General features: G+C 70.9%; 11 protein-coding genes. 1 reads left to right on the plus strand and 10 read right to left on the minus strand.

The window, feature by feature from the left end:
- The first annotated feature begins 41 nt into the window (after nt 1-41).
- Nucleotides 42-1,997: an MFS transporter gene (locus tag ACWGIC_RS35915; protein WP_452080379.1), complete on the plus strand. Its 1,956-nt coding sequence runs from the start codon at nt 42-44 to the stop codon at nt 1,995-1,997.
- Here the strand turns inward: ACWGIC_RS35915 and ACWGIC_RS35920 are convergent.
- From ACWGIC_RS35920 to ACWGIC_RS35965, 10 genes are all read right to left on the minus strand, one after another.
- Nucleotides 1,994-2,818, minus strand: a complete 825-nt coding sequence (locus ACWGIC_RS35920) for an HpcH/HpaI aldolase/citrate lyase family protein (RefSeq protein WP_452080380.1) — start codon at nt 2,816-2,818, stop codon at nt 1,994-1,996. The genes ACWGIC_RS35915 and ACWGIC_RS35920 overlap by 4 nt on opposite strands.
- Nucleotides 2,815-4,023 (minus strand): CaiB/BaiF CoA transferase family protein, encoded by a 1,209-nt coding sequence (locus ACWGIC_RS35925; RefSeq protein WP_452080381.1) that lies wholly within the window; start codon nt 4,021-4,023, stop codon nt 2,815-2,817. The genes ACWGIC_RS35920 and ACWGIC_RS35925 overlap by 4 nt, the downstream gene beginning before the upstream one ends.
- Entirely contained in the window at nt 4,020-5,969 is a 1,950-nt protein-coding gene (locus ACWGIC_RS35930; RefSeq protein ID WP_452080382.1) for an SUMF1/EgtB/PvdO family nonheme iron enzyme, read from the minus strand. The genes ACWGIC_RS35925 and ACWGIC_RS35930 overlap by 4 nt, the downstream gene beginning before the upstream one ends.
- On the minus strand, nt 5,966-6,859 hold the full coding sequence (locus tag ACWGIC_RS35935; RefSeq protein ID WP_452080383.1) for a ribokinase: 894 nt from the start codon (nt 6,857-6,859) through the stop codon (nt 5,966-5,968). The genes ACWGIC_RS35930 and ACWGIC_RS35935 overlap by 4 nt, the downstream gene beginning before the upstream one ends.
- Nucleotides 6,856-8,184, minus strand: coding sequence for an ADP-ribosylglycohydrolase family protein (locus ACWGIC_RS35940; protein WP_452080384.1), 1,329 nt, complete (start codon nt 8,182-8,184; stop codon nt 6,856-6,858). Before ACWGIC_RS35940 ends, ACWGIC_RS35935 begins: the two co-directional genes overlap by 4 nt.
- Nucleotides 8,181-9,341 (minus strand): ADP-ribosylglycohydrolase family protein, encoded by a 1,161-nt coding sequence (locus tag ACWGIC_RS35945; protein ID WP_452080385.1) that lies wholly within the window; start codon nt 9,339-9,341, stop codon nt 8,181-8,183. Before ACWGIC_RS35945 ends, ACWGIC_RS35940 begins: the two co-directional genes overlap by 4 nt.
- A 95-nt stretch (nt 9,342-9,436) precedes the next feature.
- A complete protein-coding gene (locus ACWGIC_RS35950; protein WP_452080386.1) occupies nt 9,437-10,714 on the minus strand; it encodes an ABC transporter substrate-binding protein in 1,278 nt (425 codons plus the stop codon).
- Between the two features lie 38 nt (nt 10,715-10,752).
- Nucleotides 10,753-11,580: a carbohydrate ABC transporter permease gene (locus ACWGIC_RS35955; protein WP_452080387.1), complete on the minus strand. Its 828-nt coding sequence runs from the start codon at nt 11,578-11,580 to the stop codon at nt 10,753-10,755.
- 3 nt (nt 11,581-11,583) lie between these two features.
- Entirely contained in the window at nt 11,584-12,537 is a 954-nt protein-coding gene (locus ACWGIC_RS35960; protein WP_452080388.1) for a carbohydrate ABC transporter permease, read from the minus strand.
- Nucleotides 12,534-13,562 carry a LacI family DNA-binding transcriptional regulator gene (locus tag ACWGIC_RS35965; protein WP_452080389.1) on the minus strand — a complete coding sequence of 343 codons (1,029 nt, stop codon included), beginning with the start codon at nt 13,560-13,562 and terminating at the stop codon, nt 12,534-12,536. Before ACWGIC_RS35965 ends, ACWGIC_RS35960 begins: the two co-directional genes overlap by 4 nt.
- Nucleotides 13,563-13,863: the final 301 nt, after the last annotated feature.

Raw genomic sequence — 13,863 nt, forward strand, 5'->3', positions numbered from 1 at the left:
ACACCAGTAATTATCTTACCGGTCTCGAATCAGGACGGTCCGTGCATTCTTCTCCTTCGCCCGAGCCCGATCCGCAGCGCTGGCGCGCGTTGTGGGTGTGCCTCATCGCGGGGTTCATGACGCTGCTCGACGTCAGCATCGTCAACGTCGCGCTGCCCTCGATGGAGCACGGGATCGGCGCGACGCCCGCGGACGTCTCGTGGGTCGTGTCCGGCTACGCGCTCACCTTCGGCCTGGCGCTGGTGCCGTCGGGACGGCTCGGCGACGACTACGGCCGCCGCCGGATGTTCCTGCTGGGGCTGGCGTTGTTCGTGGCGGCCAGCGTGCTGTGCGGCGCGGCTCCGAACGCGACCTGGCTCGTCGTCGCTCGGCTGGGCCAGGGCGTCGCGGGCGGGCTGCTGAACCCGCAGATCATCGGCCTGATGCAGCAGCTGTTCTCCGGCCGCGAGCGCGGCAAGGCGTTCGGCGCGTTCGGGGCGACGGTCGGGTTGTCCACCGCGATCGGGCCGGTGCTGGGCGGTCTGCTGATCCAGGGGATCGGCGTCGACCAGGGCTGGCGCTGGGTGTTCTACGTCAACCTCCCGATCGGGATCCTGGCGATCCTGTTCGGATTGCGGCTGCTGCCGAAGGACGCGCGCAGCGGCCGGAAGCGGACGCCGGACCTGGTCGGCAGCATGCTGCTGGGCGTGGCGGTCGTGCTGGTGATGCTGCCGCTGATCGAGGAAGAGGAACAGGCGGCGTCGCCGCGCTGGTGGCTGATGGGCGTCGCGGCCGGGCTGCTCGTGCTGTTCGTGCTGTGGGAGCGCTGGCTCGGCAACCGCGGCAAGCAGCCGCTGGTGAACCTGAAGCTGCTGACCGTCCGCAGCTATTCGATGGGCTCCGCGCTCGGCATGGTCTATTTCGCCGGGTTCACCGGGATTTTCCTGGTCCTGACGCTGTTTTTCCAGCAGGGACTCGGCTACACGGCGCTGCAGGCCGGCGCGGCGATGCTGGCTTTCGCGATCGGCTCGGCGATCTCCCCGGCCATCGGCGGGCGGCTCGTGCACCGGTTCGGCAGGCCGATGGTGGTCCTCGGCACGCTGCTCGTGGCGATCGGGCTCGCCGCGACCGCGTGGCTCGTCCGCGACTACTCCGGCGCGAACACCGCGTTCGTGCTGGCCGCGCCGTTGTTCGTCGGCGGGTTCGGCAGCGGGCTGGTGATCTCGCCGAACTCGACGCTCGCCCTGGAGGAGGTCCCGCCCGCGGAAGGCGGCACCGCGGCCGGGGTCCTGCAGACCGGCCAGCGGATCGGCTCGGCGGTCGGCACCGCGCTCGGCGGATCGCTGTTCTTCGGCGAACTCGGCCGATCGCACGGGGACTACCACTCCGCGACCGCCCTCGGGCTGATCGGCTCGACCGCGCTGGTCGTGCTCGCGCTGCTGTTCGGCGTCGTCGACGTGCTGCTGTCCCGGACCCGGAAAAACCGCGCCACGCTGCAAAGCGCCAGCACACCGGCCGCGGCGGTTTCCGGCGCGGTGAGCGGTCTCGCTCCCGCCGAAACTGCCTCGGTGTCCTTGACGTCCCTGGAAACCCACGAAGTGCGCCGCACCACCACCGGCGCGGACAACACTTTCGCCCTGGACGCCCCGGCGGGCGCCTATCTGCTGCGGGTCCGGGCGGGCGGCCAGGAGCCGGTGGCGCGGCATGTCCAGGTAGGTGCCGAGCCGGTGCGCGAGGACGTTGAACTGGCGCGGTCGGTCCGGCTCACCGGCACCGTGCACGCAATCCGCGGTCCGTTCCCGGGCGCGCAGGTCGCGGTGCTGGACGCCGAGGGCCAGGTCCGGCGGGTGACCGTCACGGACGAGGCGGGCCACTACGCCGTCGACGATCTGTTCCCCGGCGAGTACACCGTCGTAGTGACGGGATATCAGCCGGTCGCGGAGCCGGTGCAGCTGACGGCCGAGGGCCCGGCTCGCTTCGATCCCTTGCTGCGGCTGGTTTCCGCGGACAAGGGTTAGTCCGACACGAGCGCCAGCACGGCCAAGGCTTGGTCCCGCATGGCGACGTCCAGGAAGGTCCCGTCGGCGAGCGCGATCGCGCCCACACCGGCCTGAGTGGCACCGTCCATTCGGGACAGCACCTCCCGGGCCCGCGCGACCTCTTCCGCGGTCGGCAGGAATGCCGCGCGGATCGTCGGCAGCTGCGTCGGGTGGATCGCCGTCCGCCCGCGGAAGCCGAGCGCTCGCCCGGCCCGGCAGCTTTCCGCCAGGCCGTCGAGATCGCGGACGTTCGCGTACACCGACATCACCGGCGGCGGCAGGCGGGCGGCGCGGGCGGCGTTCACGATCCGGCTGCGCGCCCAGGTGAGCCCGGCCTCGTCGGCGAGCCGCAGGTCGGACCGCAGATCCGCCTCGCCGAGCCCGAGCGAGGCGATTTGCGGGGAGGCGAGCGCGATCTCCAATGCTCGCTCCACCCCGAGCGCCGATTCGATCAGCGGGTGCAATTCCCGTCCCGGCAACGCATCGGCGTGCGAGCGGACGTCCACCGAACTCTCGACCTTCGGCAGCCGCGCCCCGACCCAAGTCGGCAGCGCGGCGACCGCGGCCACGTCCGCCGCGTGCCATGGCGTGTCCGGATGGTTGATCCGCACCTGCACCGGTCGCGCTGCGGGAACGTCGGCCAGCAGCCGGATCGCGTTGTCCCGCGCGGCATCTTTCTGCGCGGGCGCGACGGCGTCCTCCAGATCGACCAGCACGACATCGGCGTCCGATGCGAGCGCCTTGGCTACGCGATCGGGCCGGTCCGCCGGGACGTAGAGCAGGGTCAGCGCGGGCGTCATACCGCTCCCTCCTCCCGAAGCTCAGCGATTCGCGAAGCAGTGAAGCCCAAAGAGCCGAGCACGTCGTCGGTGTCCGCGCCGTGCGGCCGTCCGGTGAACCCGATGACGCCGTCGTTGTCCGACAACCGGAACAGCGGCCCTTGCATCAAGGTCGTGCCCAGTTCGGGGTCCTCGATCTCGTGGATCGTGCCCAGCGCGCGGAACTGCGGGTCGGCGACGATGTCGGCCGCGTCGTAGATCGGCGCGACCGCGGCCTGCGCCTCCTCGAACGCGGCCACGACCTCGTCGCGGGTGTGCCGCGCGATCCAGCCGCCGACAGCCTCGTCCAGTTCGTCGGCGTGCGCCGCCCGGTCCGCGCCGGTCGCGAACCACGGTTCGTCCGCCAGTTCCGGTCGTCCGACCAGCCGCACCACGCGTTCCGCGATCGACTGCGCCGACGTCGACACCGCCACCCATTGCCCGTCGCTCGTGCGATAGGTGTTGCGCGGCGCGTTGTTCGTGGACCGGTTGCCGGTGCGCGGCTGGACCGTGCCGAGCTGGTCCCACCGCGTGATCTGCGGTCCGAGCATGGCGAGAATCGGTTCGATGATCGCGACGTCCACGACCTGGCCGCGTCCGGTGGCAGTGCGCCCGGCGAGGGCGACCATGATCGCGTACGCGGTGGCCAGCGACGCCACCCCGTCGGCGAGCCCGAACGGCGGCAGCGTCGGCGGGCCGTCCGGTTCGCCGGTGGCCGCGGCGAAGCCGCTCATCGCCTCGGCGAGCGTGCCGAAACCAGGACGAGGGGAGTACGGCCCGAACTGGCCGAACCCGGTCACCCGGGCGAGCACGAGCCGCGGATTCCGCGCGGACAGTTCCTCGTAGCCGAGCCCCCAGCGTTCGAGCGTGCCCGGACGGAAGTTCTCGATCACCACGTCCGCGGTCTCGGCGAGCGCCAGGAACACCTCGCGTCCGCCGTCGCTGCCCAGGTTCGCGGTGACGGTGCGCTTGTTGCGCCCCAACGTCTTCCACCACAGGTTGACGTCTCCCTTGGCCACCCCGTGCGTGCGCGACGGGTCCGGCCGCGACGGGTGCTCGACCTTGATCACCTCGGCGCCCATGTCGCCCAGATGCATCGCGGCCATCGGTCCGGCGAACAGCGTCGACGCGTCCACGACCCGCAGCCCGGCCAGCGCCCCGGCGGACGCCTCCCTCGACACGGTCATCGCGTCACGTCCCAGGCGCAGCGGAACCCGACGGTCGCGCCGCGCGCCAGCCCCAGTCCGGGCAGCAGCAGCTTCACGCTGTAGTCCGGAGCGTGGCGGCCGCCCTCGACGTACCACTCGGAACCCTCGGCGCGGTAGTCGCTGCCGCCCTTGAGCATCACGAACCGGGTCCTCCCGTCGGAGTGTTCGCTTTCGGTCCAGTTCCACACCGCGGGCGTGCCGCGCCGCAGCCCGCCGGTCTCCCCGGCGAGCTGCCATTCGTCCTCGGTCGGCAACCGGCCGCCGCGCCACGCGCAGTACGCGCGGGCGTCGTCGAGGTCCACAAAGGTCACCGGCTCGTCCTCGGCGAGAGGCCGGCCGTCGACCCAGTGTGCGAGGAACCGATGCGGCTCGGCCGGTTGATAGCCAGTGGCAGCAAGGAATTCCGCGAACTCGCCGTTCGTCACTTCGGCGGCCGCGACCGCGACCGGCGACGCCAGCGAACCGTCCCGCTGGAGCGTCCGGGCGTCGTGCAGCCGTGGCGGCAGCGGTTTCCACTCGTCCACATACGGCGCGCCCTGGTACATCCCGGTCTCGCGGCCGCGGTACCGGACCGTCAGCACGTACGGCCCGGCAGGCATGATGACCGCGTCGTCGTCTGGCGAACCACTCGTCGGCTCGGGTTCCCGGCGCACGGCGAGCCGGTGCGGGAAGCGGGCGTCGGGATCGTGCGGCAGGGTGGCCACTCGCGACAGCCACGACGGCTCCGCCGCTCCGTCCGCGACCCGCAGCAACGCCGAGATCCCGCGCGCGGGCACGCGGCCGTCGGCGAACAGGTCGATCACCGGCCCGTCCACGACCGGACCGAGATAGTCCGACTCGCCGCGGTTGACGACCGTCCACAGTGTCCAGTCGCCGAGTTCCCATCGCGACGCGTAAACCCCAGCCGCTTCGGCTTCGGCGGTCAACGGGGCCAACGGCGTCCACTCGCCCTCGCGCAGCAGGTCACCGGCCGCACGCTGCACAGTCACCATCCGCCGCACCGTCGCGGCATCCCGCTGAGACCAGCCGACCCACACGCCGAACACGACTTCCCACACCATCACGCCGACGCCGTTCAGCCACGCCGACTGCAATTCTTCGGTGTGGTCGCGGTGCCACCGCCGCACGTGGTGCTGCATGTGCCGCCGCTCGTACCAGTGCGAACGCAGCACGCCCGGCACCGGCGAATCGGCGAAGAACTGTGCCCACGACGCCGAATGGTCCTCGATCCGCTCGACCGGCAGCTTCGACTCGCCCTCCAGCACGACCCCGGGCCGCGCGCGTTCGAGCTGCTCGACCAGCGCCGGATCGGCTTTCTTCAAGGTGTCCAGGAAGACGCCGTCCGCACCGAAACCGGCCAGCACCGCGGACAGTTCCGCCGCGTCGTCCCCGCCCCGGCGCGTCCCGACGTCCCACGGGTTGTAGTCCACGAACACCCGCACGCCCGCCGAATGGAACACCTCGACCAGCTCGCCGAGACCAGGCACGTCGCGGTAGTAATCCCACTGGTTGCGGTCGTCGAGGCCGATCACCGGGTACGCGTGCCACAGCACGACCGCGTCGAGGCCGCCGAACCGCTGGTGCGCGTCGGCGAGGAACCGTTCCGGCGTGAACCGGTGCTCCTCGAACGAATACAGCAATTCGTCCCACAGCCATATCTGCGCGACCGTGTGGCATCCGGCGGCCCACTCGGCTTCCGGCCGGTCGTAGGCCCGGCCGTGGTAGCTGTGCCGTTCGCGCGCGTCGGCACGCCATTGCTCCAGCCGCGCCCGCCATTCCGCGCGGTCGGCGGGGTTCGCCGGACCGACGAAGATCTTGGCCTCGTCCAGCGCGGCAAGCTGCTCGGGGGTGAGCGGCGCGCCGAGCGGGACCTCGGTCGGCTGGTCGATCGGGCGCGGGACGAGCGGGTCGAACACGTAGGTCATCGGGCGTTTCCTCCGGTCGCGAATTCGGCGACCTCTGCGACTGTCGGCACGGCGGACTGCGCGCCGGGCCGGGTGACGGCGAGCGCGGCGGCGGCCCCGGCGCGCTCGGCGGCTTCGCGGAGCGGACGGCCCTCGGCCAGTGCCGCCGCGAGCACACCGCAGAACGTGTCCCCGGCTCCGGTGGTGTCCACTGGGGACACCAGGAAACCAGGCAGGTGCGCGATGTCCTGCTCCGCCACGACGCACCCGGCCGCGCCGAGCGTGATCACCACCGCGGGTGCGCGCTGCTGCAGAATCCGGGCCAGCTCCTCGGGAGTGCCCGACGTTCCAGCCAGGTCCGCAGCCTCGTGCTCGTTGACGATCAGCACATCAAGGTCAAGATCCGGCAGAGGCCGGGAAGGCGCGGCGTTGAGCACCATCAGCGCGCCGCTTCGCCGACCGCGAGCTGCCGCGCGCACAGTTTCCAGCGGAATCTCCAGCTGCGCGAGCACGACGTCCGCTGCGGCGATCCGTTCCAGCTGCGGCTCGGCAAGCGTGAGCCGCGAGTTCGCCCCCGGCGCGACCACAATGGAGTTCTCGCCGTCCGGCGACACCATGATGAACGCGGTCCCGGTGGCACTGTCCACTCGCGACACCAGATCCGTCCGCACTCCGGCTTTCGTCAGCGACGCCAGCAGAAAGTCCGCGCCGTCGTCAGTACCGAACGCTCCGAGAAACGTCGTCTCCGCGCCACCGGCGAGCGCTGCGGCGACTGCCTGGTTGGCCCCCTTGCCCCCAGGACTGCGCCGCAGCTCGCCGCCGAGAACGGTCTCGCCCCCGCGCGGCTGCCGCGGGACGTCGACCACCAGATCGACATTCGCCGACCCGGCCACGGCCACCCGCCCGGTCATCGCGCCGCCCCGGCCGTCCGCGCGGCGAGGTCGGTGATTCGCTGCTCGCCGCCGGGCAACGAGGTCGCGATCCGGTTGTCGAGCGGTTTCGTCCACTGTTCGCCGATTCCGTCCACGCCCAGCAGCGCCCCGACCACCCCGCCGACCGTCGCGGCCGCGGAATCCGTGTCCCAGCCAGCCGTGACAGCGATCGACACGCTCTGCCCGAAGTCCCCGTCGCCGCGAGCCAGCGCGTACGCGATCACCGCGGCGTTGTTCAGCACGTGCACCCAATGCAGGTCGCCGTACTGAGCGTGCAGCCGGTCGAGCCCGTCCCGAATCGAACCGCTGGCTGCGGCTTCCCGCCCGAACCGCACCGCCGACGCCAGCCGACTGCCCGGCGGCAGAACAGTTTCCGCCGCGTCGAGGACACTGTGGACGGAGTCGCACACCATCGCCGCCGAAGCGAGCGCCGCCGCCCACATCGCGCCGTAAATGCCGTTGCGGGTGTGGCTGAGCCGCGCGTCGACCCACGCAAGCCGAGCGGCGCCGCGGACGTCGCCGGGGGAGACCCAGCCGAAGACGTCGGTCCGGATCAACGCGCCGATCCACTCGCGGAACGGGTTGAGATGCGTCGCGGTCTCCGGCACCGGCCGCGCGTCCAGCAGATTCCGGTACGCGGCGCGCTCGGCGGTGAACACCCGCCCGGCCGGAAGCTGTTCCAGCCACAGCTGCGCGACATCGTCGGCCGTGAAGTCCCGGCCGTGCCGTTCCAGCAGCGTGAGCGCGAGGATGGGGTAGTTGAGGTCGTCGTCCTCCGGCATTCCGGAGATGTTCTCCTCGAGGGAAGTCGGCGCCGACCGCCGGTTCCACGGCCACCGCGCGGCGACGTCGTCCGGCAGGCCGACCGCGGTGAACCAGCGGTCGAGCGGCCAGCGTCCGGTCGCGCGCAGGATTTCCTCGATGCCCTCGCGCGGGATCTTCTCGACCGGCTTCCCGAGCAGGCACCCCGCCGCCCGGCCGGTCCACGCGCCGAGCGTGCGGTCCGCGGCGGGCCGGGGGAGGACCGGCGCGGCCGGAAGCAGCGCGACGATCGCGTCCCAGTCGTCCGGTTCTCCGGGCGACGGAGCGGCGGGGAGCGCGGCCAGTTCGTCCAGCAGCGTCCGGGCCAGCGCCCGCAACGCTGGGGGCGCCGGCCGCGGTCCTGCCCCGCTCACCGCGGGCACCGGATCGCCGCCGGCGGCGATCCAGCGCTCCCGCACCGAGGTGACGTCCTTGCCCTCCACAGCGGACTGGACGAACTCGTGCGCGAGCAGGTCTTCGGGCTGAGCCCAGGTCAGCCTCATGCCGCGGCCAGCGCGTCGAGAGCCGCCAGCCGCGCTTGGACGCGCGCCCGGTCCGCCTTCACGATGTCCGTCGCGGCGGACGCGAGCAGCCGCCCGGTTTCGCGCAGATCCATCTTGCTGGCCTTGCCGATCGGATCGATCCACTCGTCCGGCACCGAAGCCGCCCCGCCGAGCCCGGCGCAGAGCGCGCCCGCCATCGACGCGATCGAGTCCGCGTCCCGGCCGTAGTTCACCGAAGCCAGCACCGCGCCGCGGTAATCGCCCTGATGTCCCAGCACAAACCCCAGCGCGGCAGGCAATTCCTCGATCGCCTTGGTCCGCGACGGCCGCCGTGCGTCCATCGACATCTGCCGGTACTCCGGCCCGACCGAATCGAACGGCGCGACGACCTCCCGGATCTTTCGCGCCAGCGCACGCTCCTCGTCGTCGTTCTCGGGCGTGGCGTTCCACCCTTGGAAGGCGTCGACCACAGCCTGCAACGCCGCCAAAGTCCCGTCGTGCGAAACCGAGAGCGCGGCCCGCACGATGTCGTCCAGCCCCGCACCCGGCGCGACCGAAGCGGCGACCATCGCGGCCAGCACCCCGGCGGCCTCCCGGCCGTAGCTCGACTGATGCGGCGCGGTCAGGTCGATCGCCTCGGCGTACGCCGCCTGCGGATCGCCCGGGTTCACGACGCCGACCGGCGCGATGTACATCGCCGCACCGCAGTTCACGATGTTGCCGACGCCCGCCTCGCGCGGGTCGACGTGGCCGTAGTGCAGCTTCGCGACGATCCACTTCTCGGCGAGGAACACCCGCTGCAGCAACAGCGCCGTCGACTCCAGCTCCGGCACCCAGCGCGGTTCGCCGATCATCAGCGGCACCAGGTCCTCGGCCATCGAGTACGCGTCGAGGTGCGCGCGGCGCTTCGCGTACACCTCCACGATCGCCCGGGTCATCAAGGTGTCGTCGGTGATGTGCCCGTCGCCCTTGTGGTACGGCGCGATCGGGCGGGCGTCCCGCCAGTTCGGGTACCACGGCGGAACGATCCCGGTCACCCGGCCGCCGTGGCGCTCCTCGATCTGCTCGGGCGTCCACCCTTCGGTGGCGCCGCCGAGCGCGTCCCCCACTGCCGCGCCGGTGATCACTGCCACCGCGCGGTCCTCCAGCCAGGTCACCGGCTTGCGTCCCTTCGTTTCCCCGGCGCGGGCAGTCCGCCCGCGCCTGTCGTGCGCGCCGGGACCGGACCCGTGTCGCGGTCCCGGCGCGGCGGTCACTTGCCGACGCTCTTCCAGCCGTCCTTCAGCTGCTGCGCCAGCGTGTTCGCGTCGATCTGGTTCGCCAGGAAGCGCTGGTAGGCGGGCGTCGCGACGGTGTCCTTCCACTGCGCGTACTTCCCGGCGAACAGATACGGCGCCGAGGTCAGGTACTTGCCCGAGGCCAGGATGGTGCTCCAGCCCTTCTTGGCGCTGAGCTTCTTGTCCAGCGCTTCGCGAGCGGAGTTGCTCGCCGGGATCAGCGTGTCCGCTTCGTTGAGCGCGGCGAGGTTTTCGGTGCTGGTGAAGAAGTCCAGGAACTTCGCGGCCTGCTCGACGTGCTTGGAATCCTTGTTGACCGACAGCGTCTGCGGGTTCGCCGCCTGCGCCGGCCCGGCCGGCCCGGCGATCGGCGGCAGCGCGACCCAGTCGAGGTCCTTCGGCGCGTCCTTCTCGATGTTCGCCGCCTGGTACGAGCCCTGCACGGTCATCGCGACCTGGCCGGCGTAGAACGGGGCCAGCGCCTTCCCGCCGGACTGGGTCAGCGTCACCGGCAGGATCGAATGGTCGGTCGCGTTCATGTCGTGCACCAGCTGCGGCAGCGCCATTTCGCCCTGGCCGACGCTGATCTGCGCCTGGTCGCCGGTGCCCTCGAAGTACTTGCCGCCGAACGCCGGGGCCATCGCCACGAACGTCGCGGTCGGGCTCGACAATCCCCAGCCGAGGCCGTACTTGCCGTCCTTCGTGGCGGCCTTGGCCAGCTGGCGCAGCTGGTCCCAGGTCATCGTCTCGCCGGTCGGGACCTGCGCGCCGGACTGCTCCAGCAGCTTCTTGTTCGCGAAGACCACATAGGACTGCAGCTCGGTCGGGTAGGCGACGACCTTGCCGTCCACGGTCACCGAATCGAGCACGCCCTTCGGGATGTCCGCGCGCTTCTGGTCGTTGAGGTAAGAGGAAAGGTCGGCGAGGTAGCCGTCGGCCGCGAACGGCCCGATCCCGGCCGCCTCGTAGTGCACGATGTCCGGCGCGGTGCCCGCGTTGAACTGGGTGATCAGCTTGTCGTAGGCGCTGTCCCAGCCTGCCTGCACGACCTTCACCTGGGTGTCGGGATGCGCCTGGTTCCACGCCCCGACGATCTTGTTCGTGGCGGCGATCGCGGCGGGCTGGTCGGACAGGGACTGGAAGGTGAGGGTGACCGGTCCGCCGTCCGCGCTGTCGCCGCTGCTGCCGCACGCGGCGGCGAGCAGGCTGGTGAGGGCGAGGCTGGCGGCGACTGCCGCGCGTCGTGTCTTCATCGACCGACCTTTCGAACTTTTTCCGATGGGGTGGGGGCTCATCCCTTCACCGCCCCGGCCATGAGGCCGCCGGTGAGTTTCTTCCGCAGGAGGCTGAAGAAGGCGATGCTCGGGATCGCCGCGAGCACGGCGCCCGCGGCCAGCGGGCCGAGGGCGACCTTGCCCTCGCCGCCGATGAACATGGTGAGCGTGATCGGCAGCGTGTAGTTCTCCGGCGTCTGCAGCAGCACCAGCGCGAAGAAGAACTCGTTCCACGACGACACGAAGCTGAACATCGCCGTCGCGACCACGCCCGGGGCCAGCAGCGGGAACACGATCGTGCGCAGCACGGTGAACCGGTTCGCGCCGTCCATCGCCCCGGCCTCCTCCAGTTCCACCGGGATCGCCGCCACGTAGCCCTGCAGCATCCACAGCGCGAACGGGAGGATGTAGGTGGTGTGCACGAGAGTCAGCCCGACGAGGCTGTCGGCGAGGCCGAGCGTCCGCAGCACGAGGAACAGCGGCAGGATCACCAGCACCACCGGGAACACCTGGCTGACCAGGATCCAGGTGACGCCCGCGATGCGCAGCTTTCCCTTGAGCCGCGCCAGCACGTAGGCGGCGGGCACCGAGATCAGGATCGCGAGCACGGTGCTGGCCAGTGCGACCAGCAGGCTGTTGAACGCCGAATGCAGCAGGCCCTGCCGGGAGAGCGCTTCGCCGTAGTTGTCCCAATGCCAGTCGCTCGGGATCAGGTTGACCGACAGCGAGTTCAGCTCCGCCGACGACTTCACCGACGCGGAAATCAGCCACAGCAGCGGGAAACCGAGGAACAGCAGGTACAGCACGAGAGCCAGGTACTGCGCGGGGCGCACGGACCAGCGCATGGATCACCGCCCCCTTTCCGGGCGGTCGCCGCGGAACTGCGACCGCAGGTAGATCGCGAGCAGCGCGACGACCACGATGACGAGGACCAGCCCCATCGCCGCCGCGTAGCCGATTTCGCGGTTCTTGAACGCTTCGAGGTAGACGAACAGCACCGGCACCATGGTTTTGCCGCCCGGGCCGCCCGCGGTGAGCACGTAAACGAGCGAAAACGAGTTGAAATTCCAGATGAAATTCAACGAGGTAATAGAGCTGACGATCGGGCGCATGCTGGGCCAGGTCACCGCGGTGAAGCGCCGCCACGCACCCGCTCCGTCCACCGCTGCCGCTTCGTGCAGTTCAGCGGGAATCTGTTGCAAGCCAGCGAGAAGCGTCACGGTGGTCTGCGGCATGCCGACCCACACGCCGACCACGATCACCGCGGGCAGGGCGGTGTTGAAATCGCCGAGCCAGTTGATCCCGTCCGGTAATCCGATGCTGCCGAGGAATGCGTTCAGCGGACCGCCGTTGGCCGAGTAAATCATTTGCCACATGATCGCGACGACCACCGGCGGCATTGCCCAGGGAATGAGCGCGAGCACCCGCGTGAGGCCCTGCAGTTTGAGCCCGGAGTTCAGCAACAGTGCCAGCCCCATCGCGGCGGCCAGTTGCAGGACGGTCACTCCGACCGTCCAAATCAGACCGATCCGCAGCGAGTCCCAGAACAGCGAGTTCCCGCCGAGGCGGACGAAGTTGTCGATCCCGGCGAAGCCGAAGTCCGGATGCCGCACCAGCCGGGTGTCGGTGAACGCCAGCACGATGCCGATCACCAGCGGGGCCACCGACAGCACGAGGATCGGGATCAGCGACGGCATCACCAGCGCGATCGCCTCGCGCCGGCGGGTGCGCGCCTGCGTGGTCTTCTTCGGGCGCGGCGGGGGAGCGGGGACGGCCGCCCGCGGCCGGGTCGCAGTGGTCATTCCGCGTTCTCCCCAGTCTGGTCCATGGTGGACTCCCGGACGAACAGCTCGGTCCCGACCGAGATCTGCCGAGCGGGAGCGTCCGCGTCGTCGGCCAGCCCGAGCATCAGCCGGGCGGCGGCGCGCCCGCGCTCGGCCGAACCGAGGGACACGCTGGTCAGCCGGGGCAGGAAGACCTGCCCGAGTTCGGTGTCGTCCATCCCGGTGACAGCGACGTCGCGCGGGATGCCGAGCCCCAATTCCCGGGCGGCGCGGATCGCTCCGATGGCGAGCAGGTCGTTGGCCGCGACGATCGCGTCCGGCCGTTGCGGACGGTCCAGCAGCTTCCGGGCGGCCTCGATCCCCGCCGCGACCGTGAAATCGGCCGCGACCTCGACGTCCGTCCGCTCCGCGGCGAAGTCCTTCGCGGACACCGCCTCGTCGAACCCGCGTTGCCGCGAGGAGCCCGGCGTGGTGTCGAGCGGCCCGTTGAGAAAACCGATCCGGCGGCGGCCCAGCGAAACGACGTGCTGCACCGCCGCGCCGATCCCGGCGGCGGAGTCGGTGGAGACCGAGCTGATCCCGCGGTCGCTCATCGCCCGGCCGATCACCACGACCGGCACCGGGGCCTGGCCGATCTGCTCGATCAGCTCGTCGTCGGTGCGCAGCGGGATCACGATCATGCCGTCGACGAACCCGCCGTGCAGGCTGCGCATCAGCTCGGCGGTCGACGCCGCGGTGTCCCCAGTGGACATCACTACGACGCGATACCCGTGCGGCGCAAGCACTTCGTGGATGCCGCGCATGATCTCGACGTAAACCGGGTTGCCGATGTCAGCCACCGCGAAGGCGATCTGCGAGGTCTTCTTCAACCGCAACGACCGCCCGATCGCGTCCGCGCTGTACCCGAGTTCCGCCGCGGCGGCCCGCACACGCTCGACCATCGCCTTGCTGGCGCCGGTCCCGTGCAGTGCGCGCGAGGTCGAAGCCAGCGACACGCCAGCGCGCTCGGCCACCTGGATCAGCGTGGCTCGGGTTGACGTCATCGTCCCTCCCAGTCGGACACAGCGAGCAGCGGTGCGGATACCGTGGTTGGAAACGTTTCCAAGCTACGTTCTAGATGGTTTGGAAACGTTTCCAGGCGGTTCCGGAATCATGTCACCCAGATGGCGGACGTGTCAATGAGGCTTCTCGGCAGCGGTCGCGTCCGCCGGTGCGCGGAGGCTCCCGCGGTCAGCCGGGCTCGCGGCGGGGGTGCGGCGGTCCGGGATGGGGGCCCCGAGGGGATAAGAATTCCCCACGGGGCCCCCCCGGGCGGCGGGGGGAACGGGGGGGGCCCCCAGGAGG

The sequence above is a fragment of the Amycolatopsis sp. NPDC054798 genome (assembly GCF_053611505.1).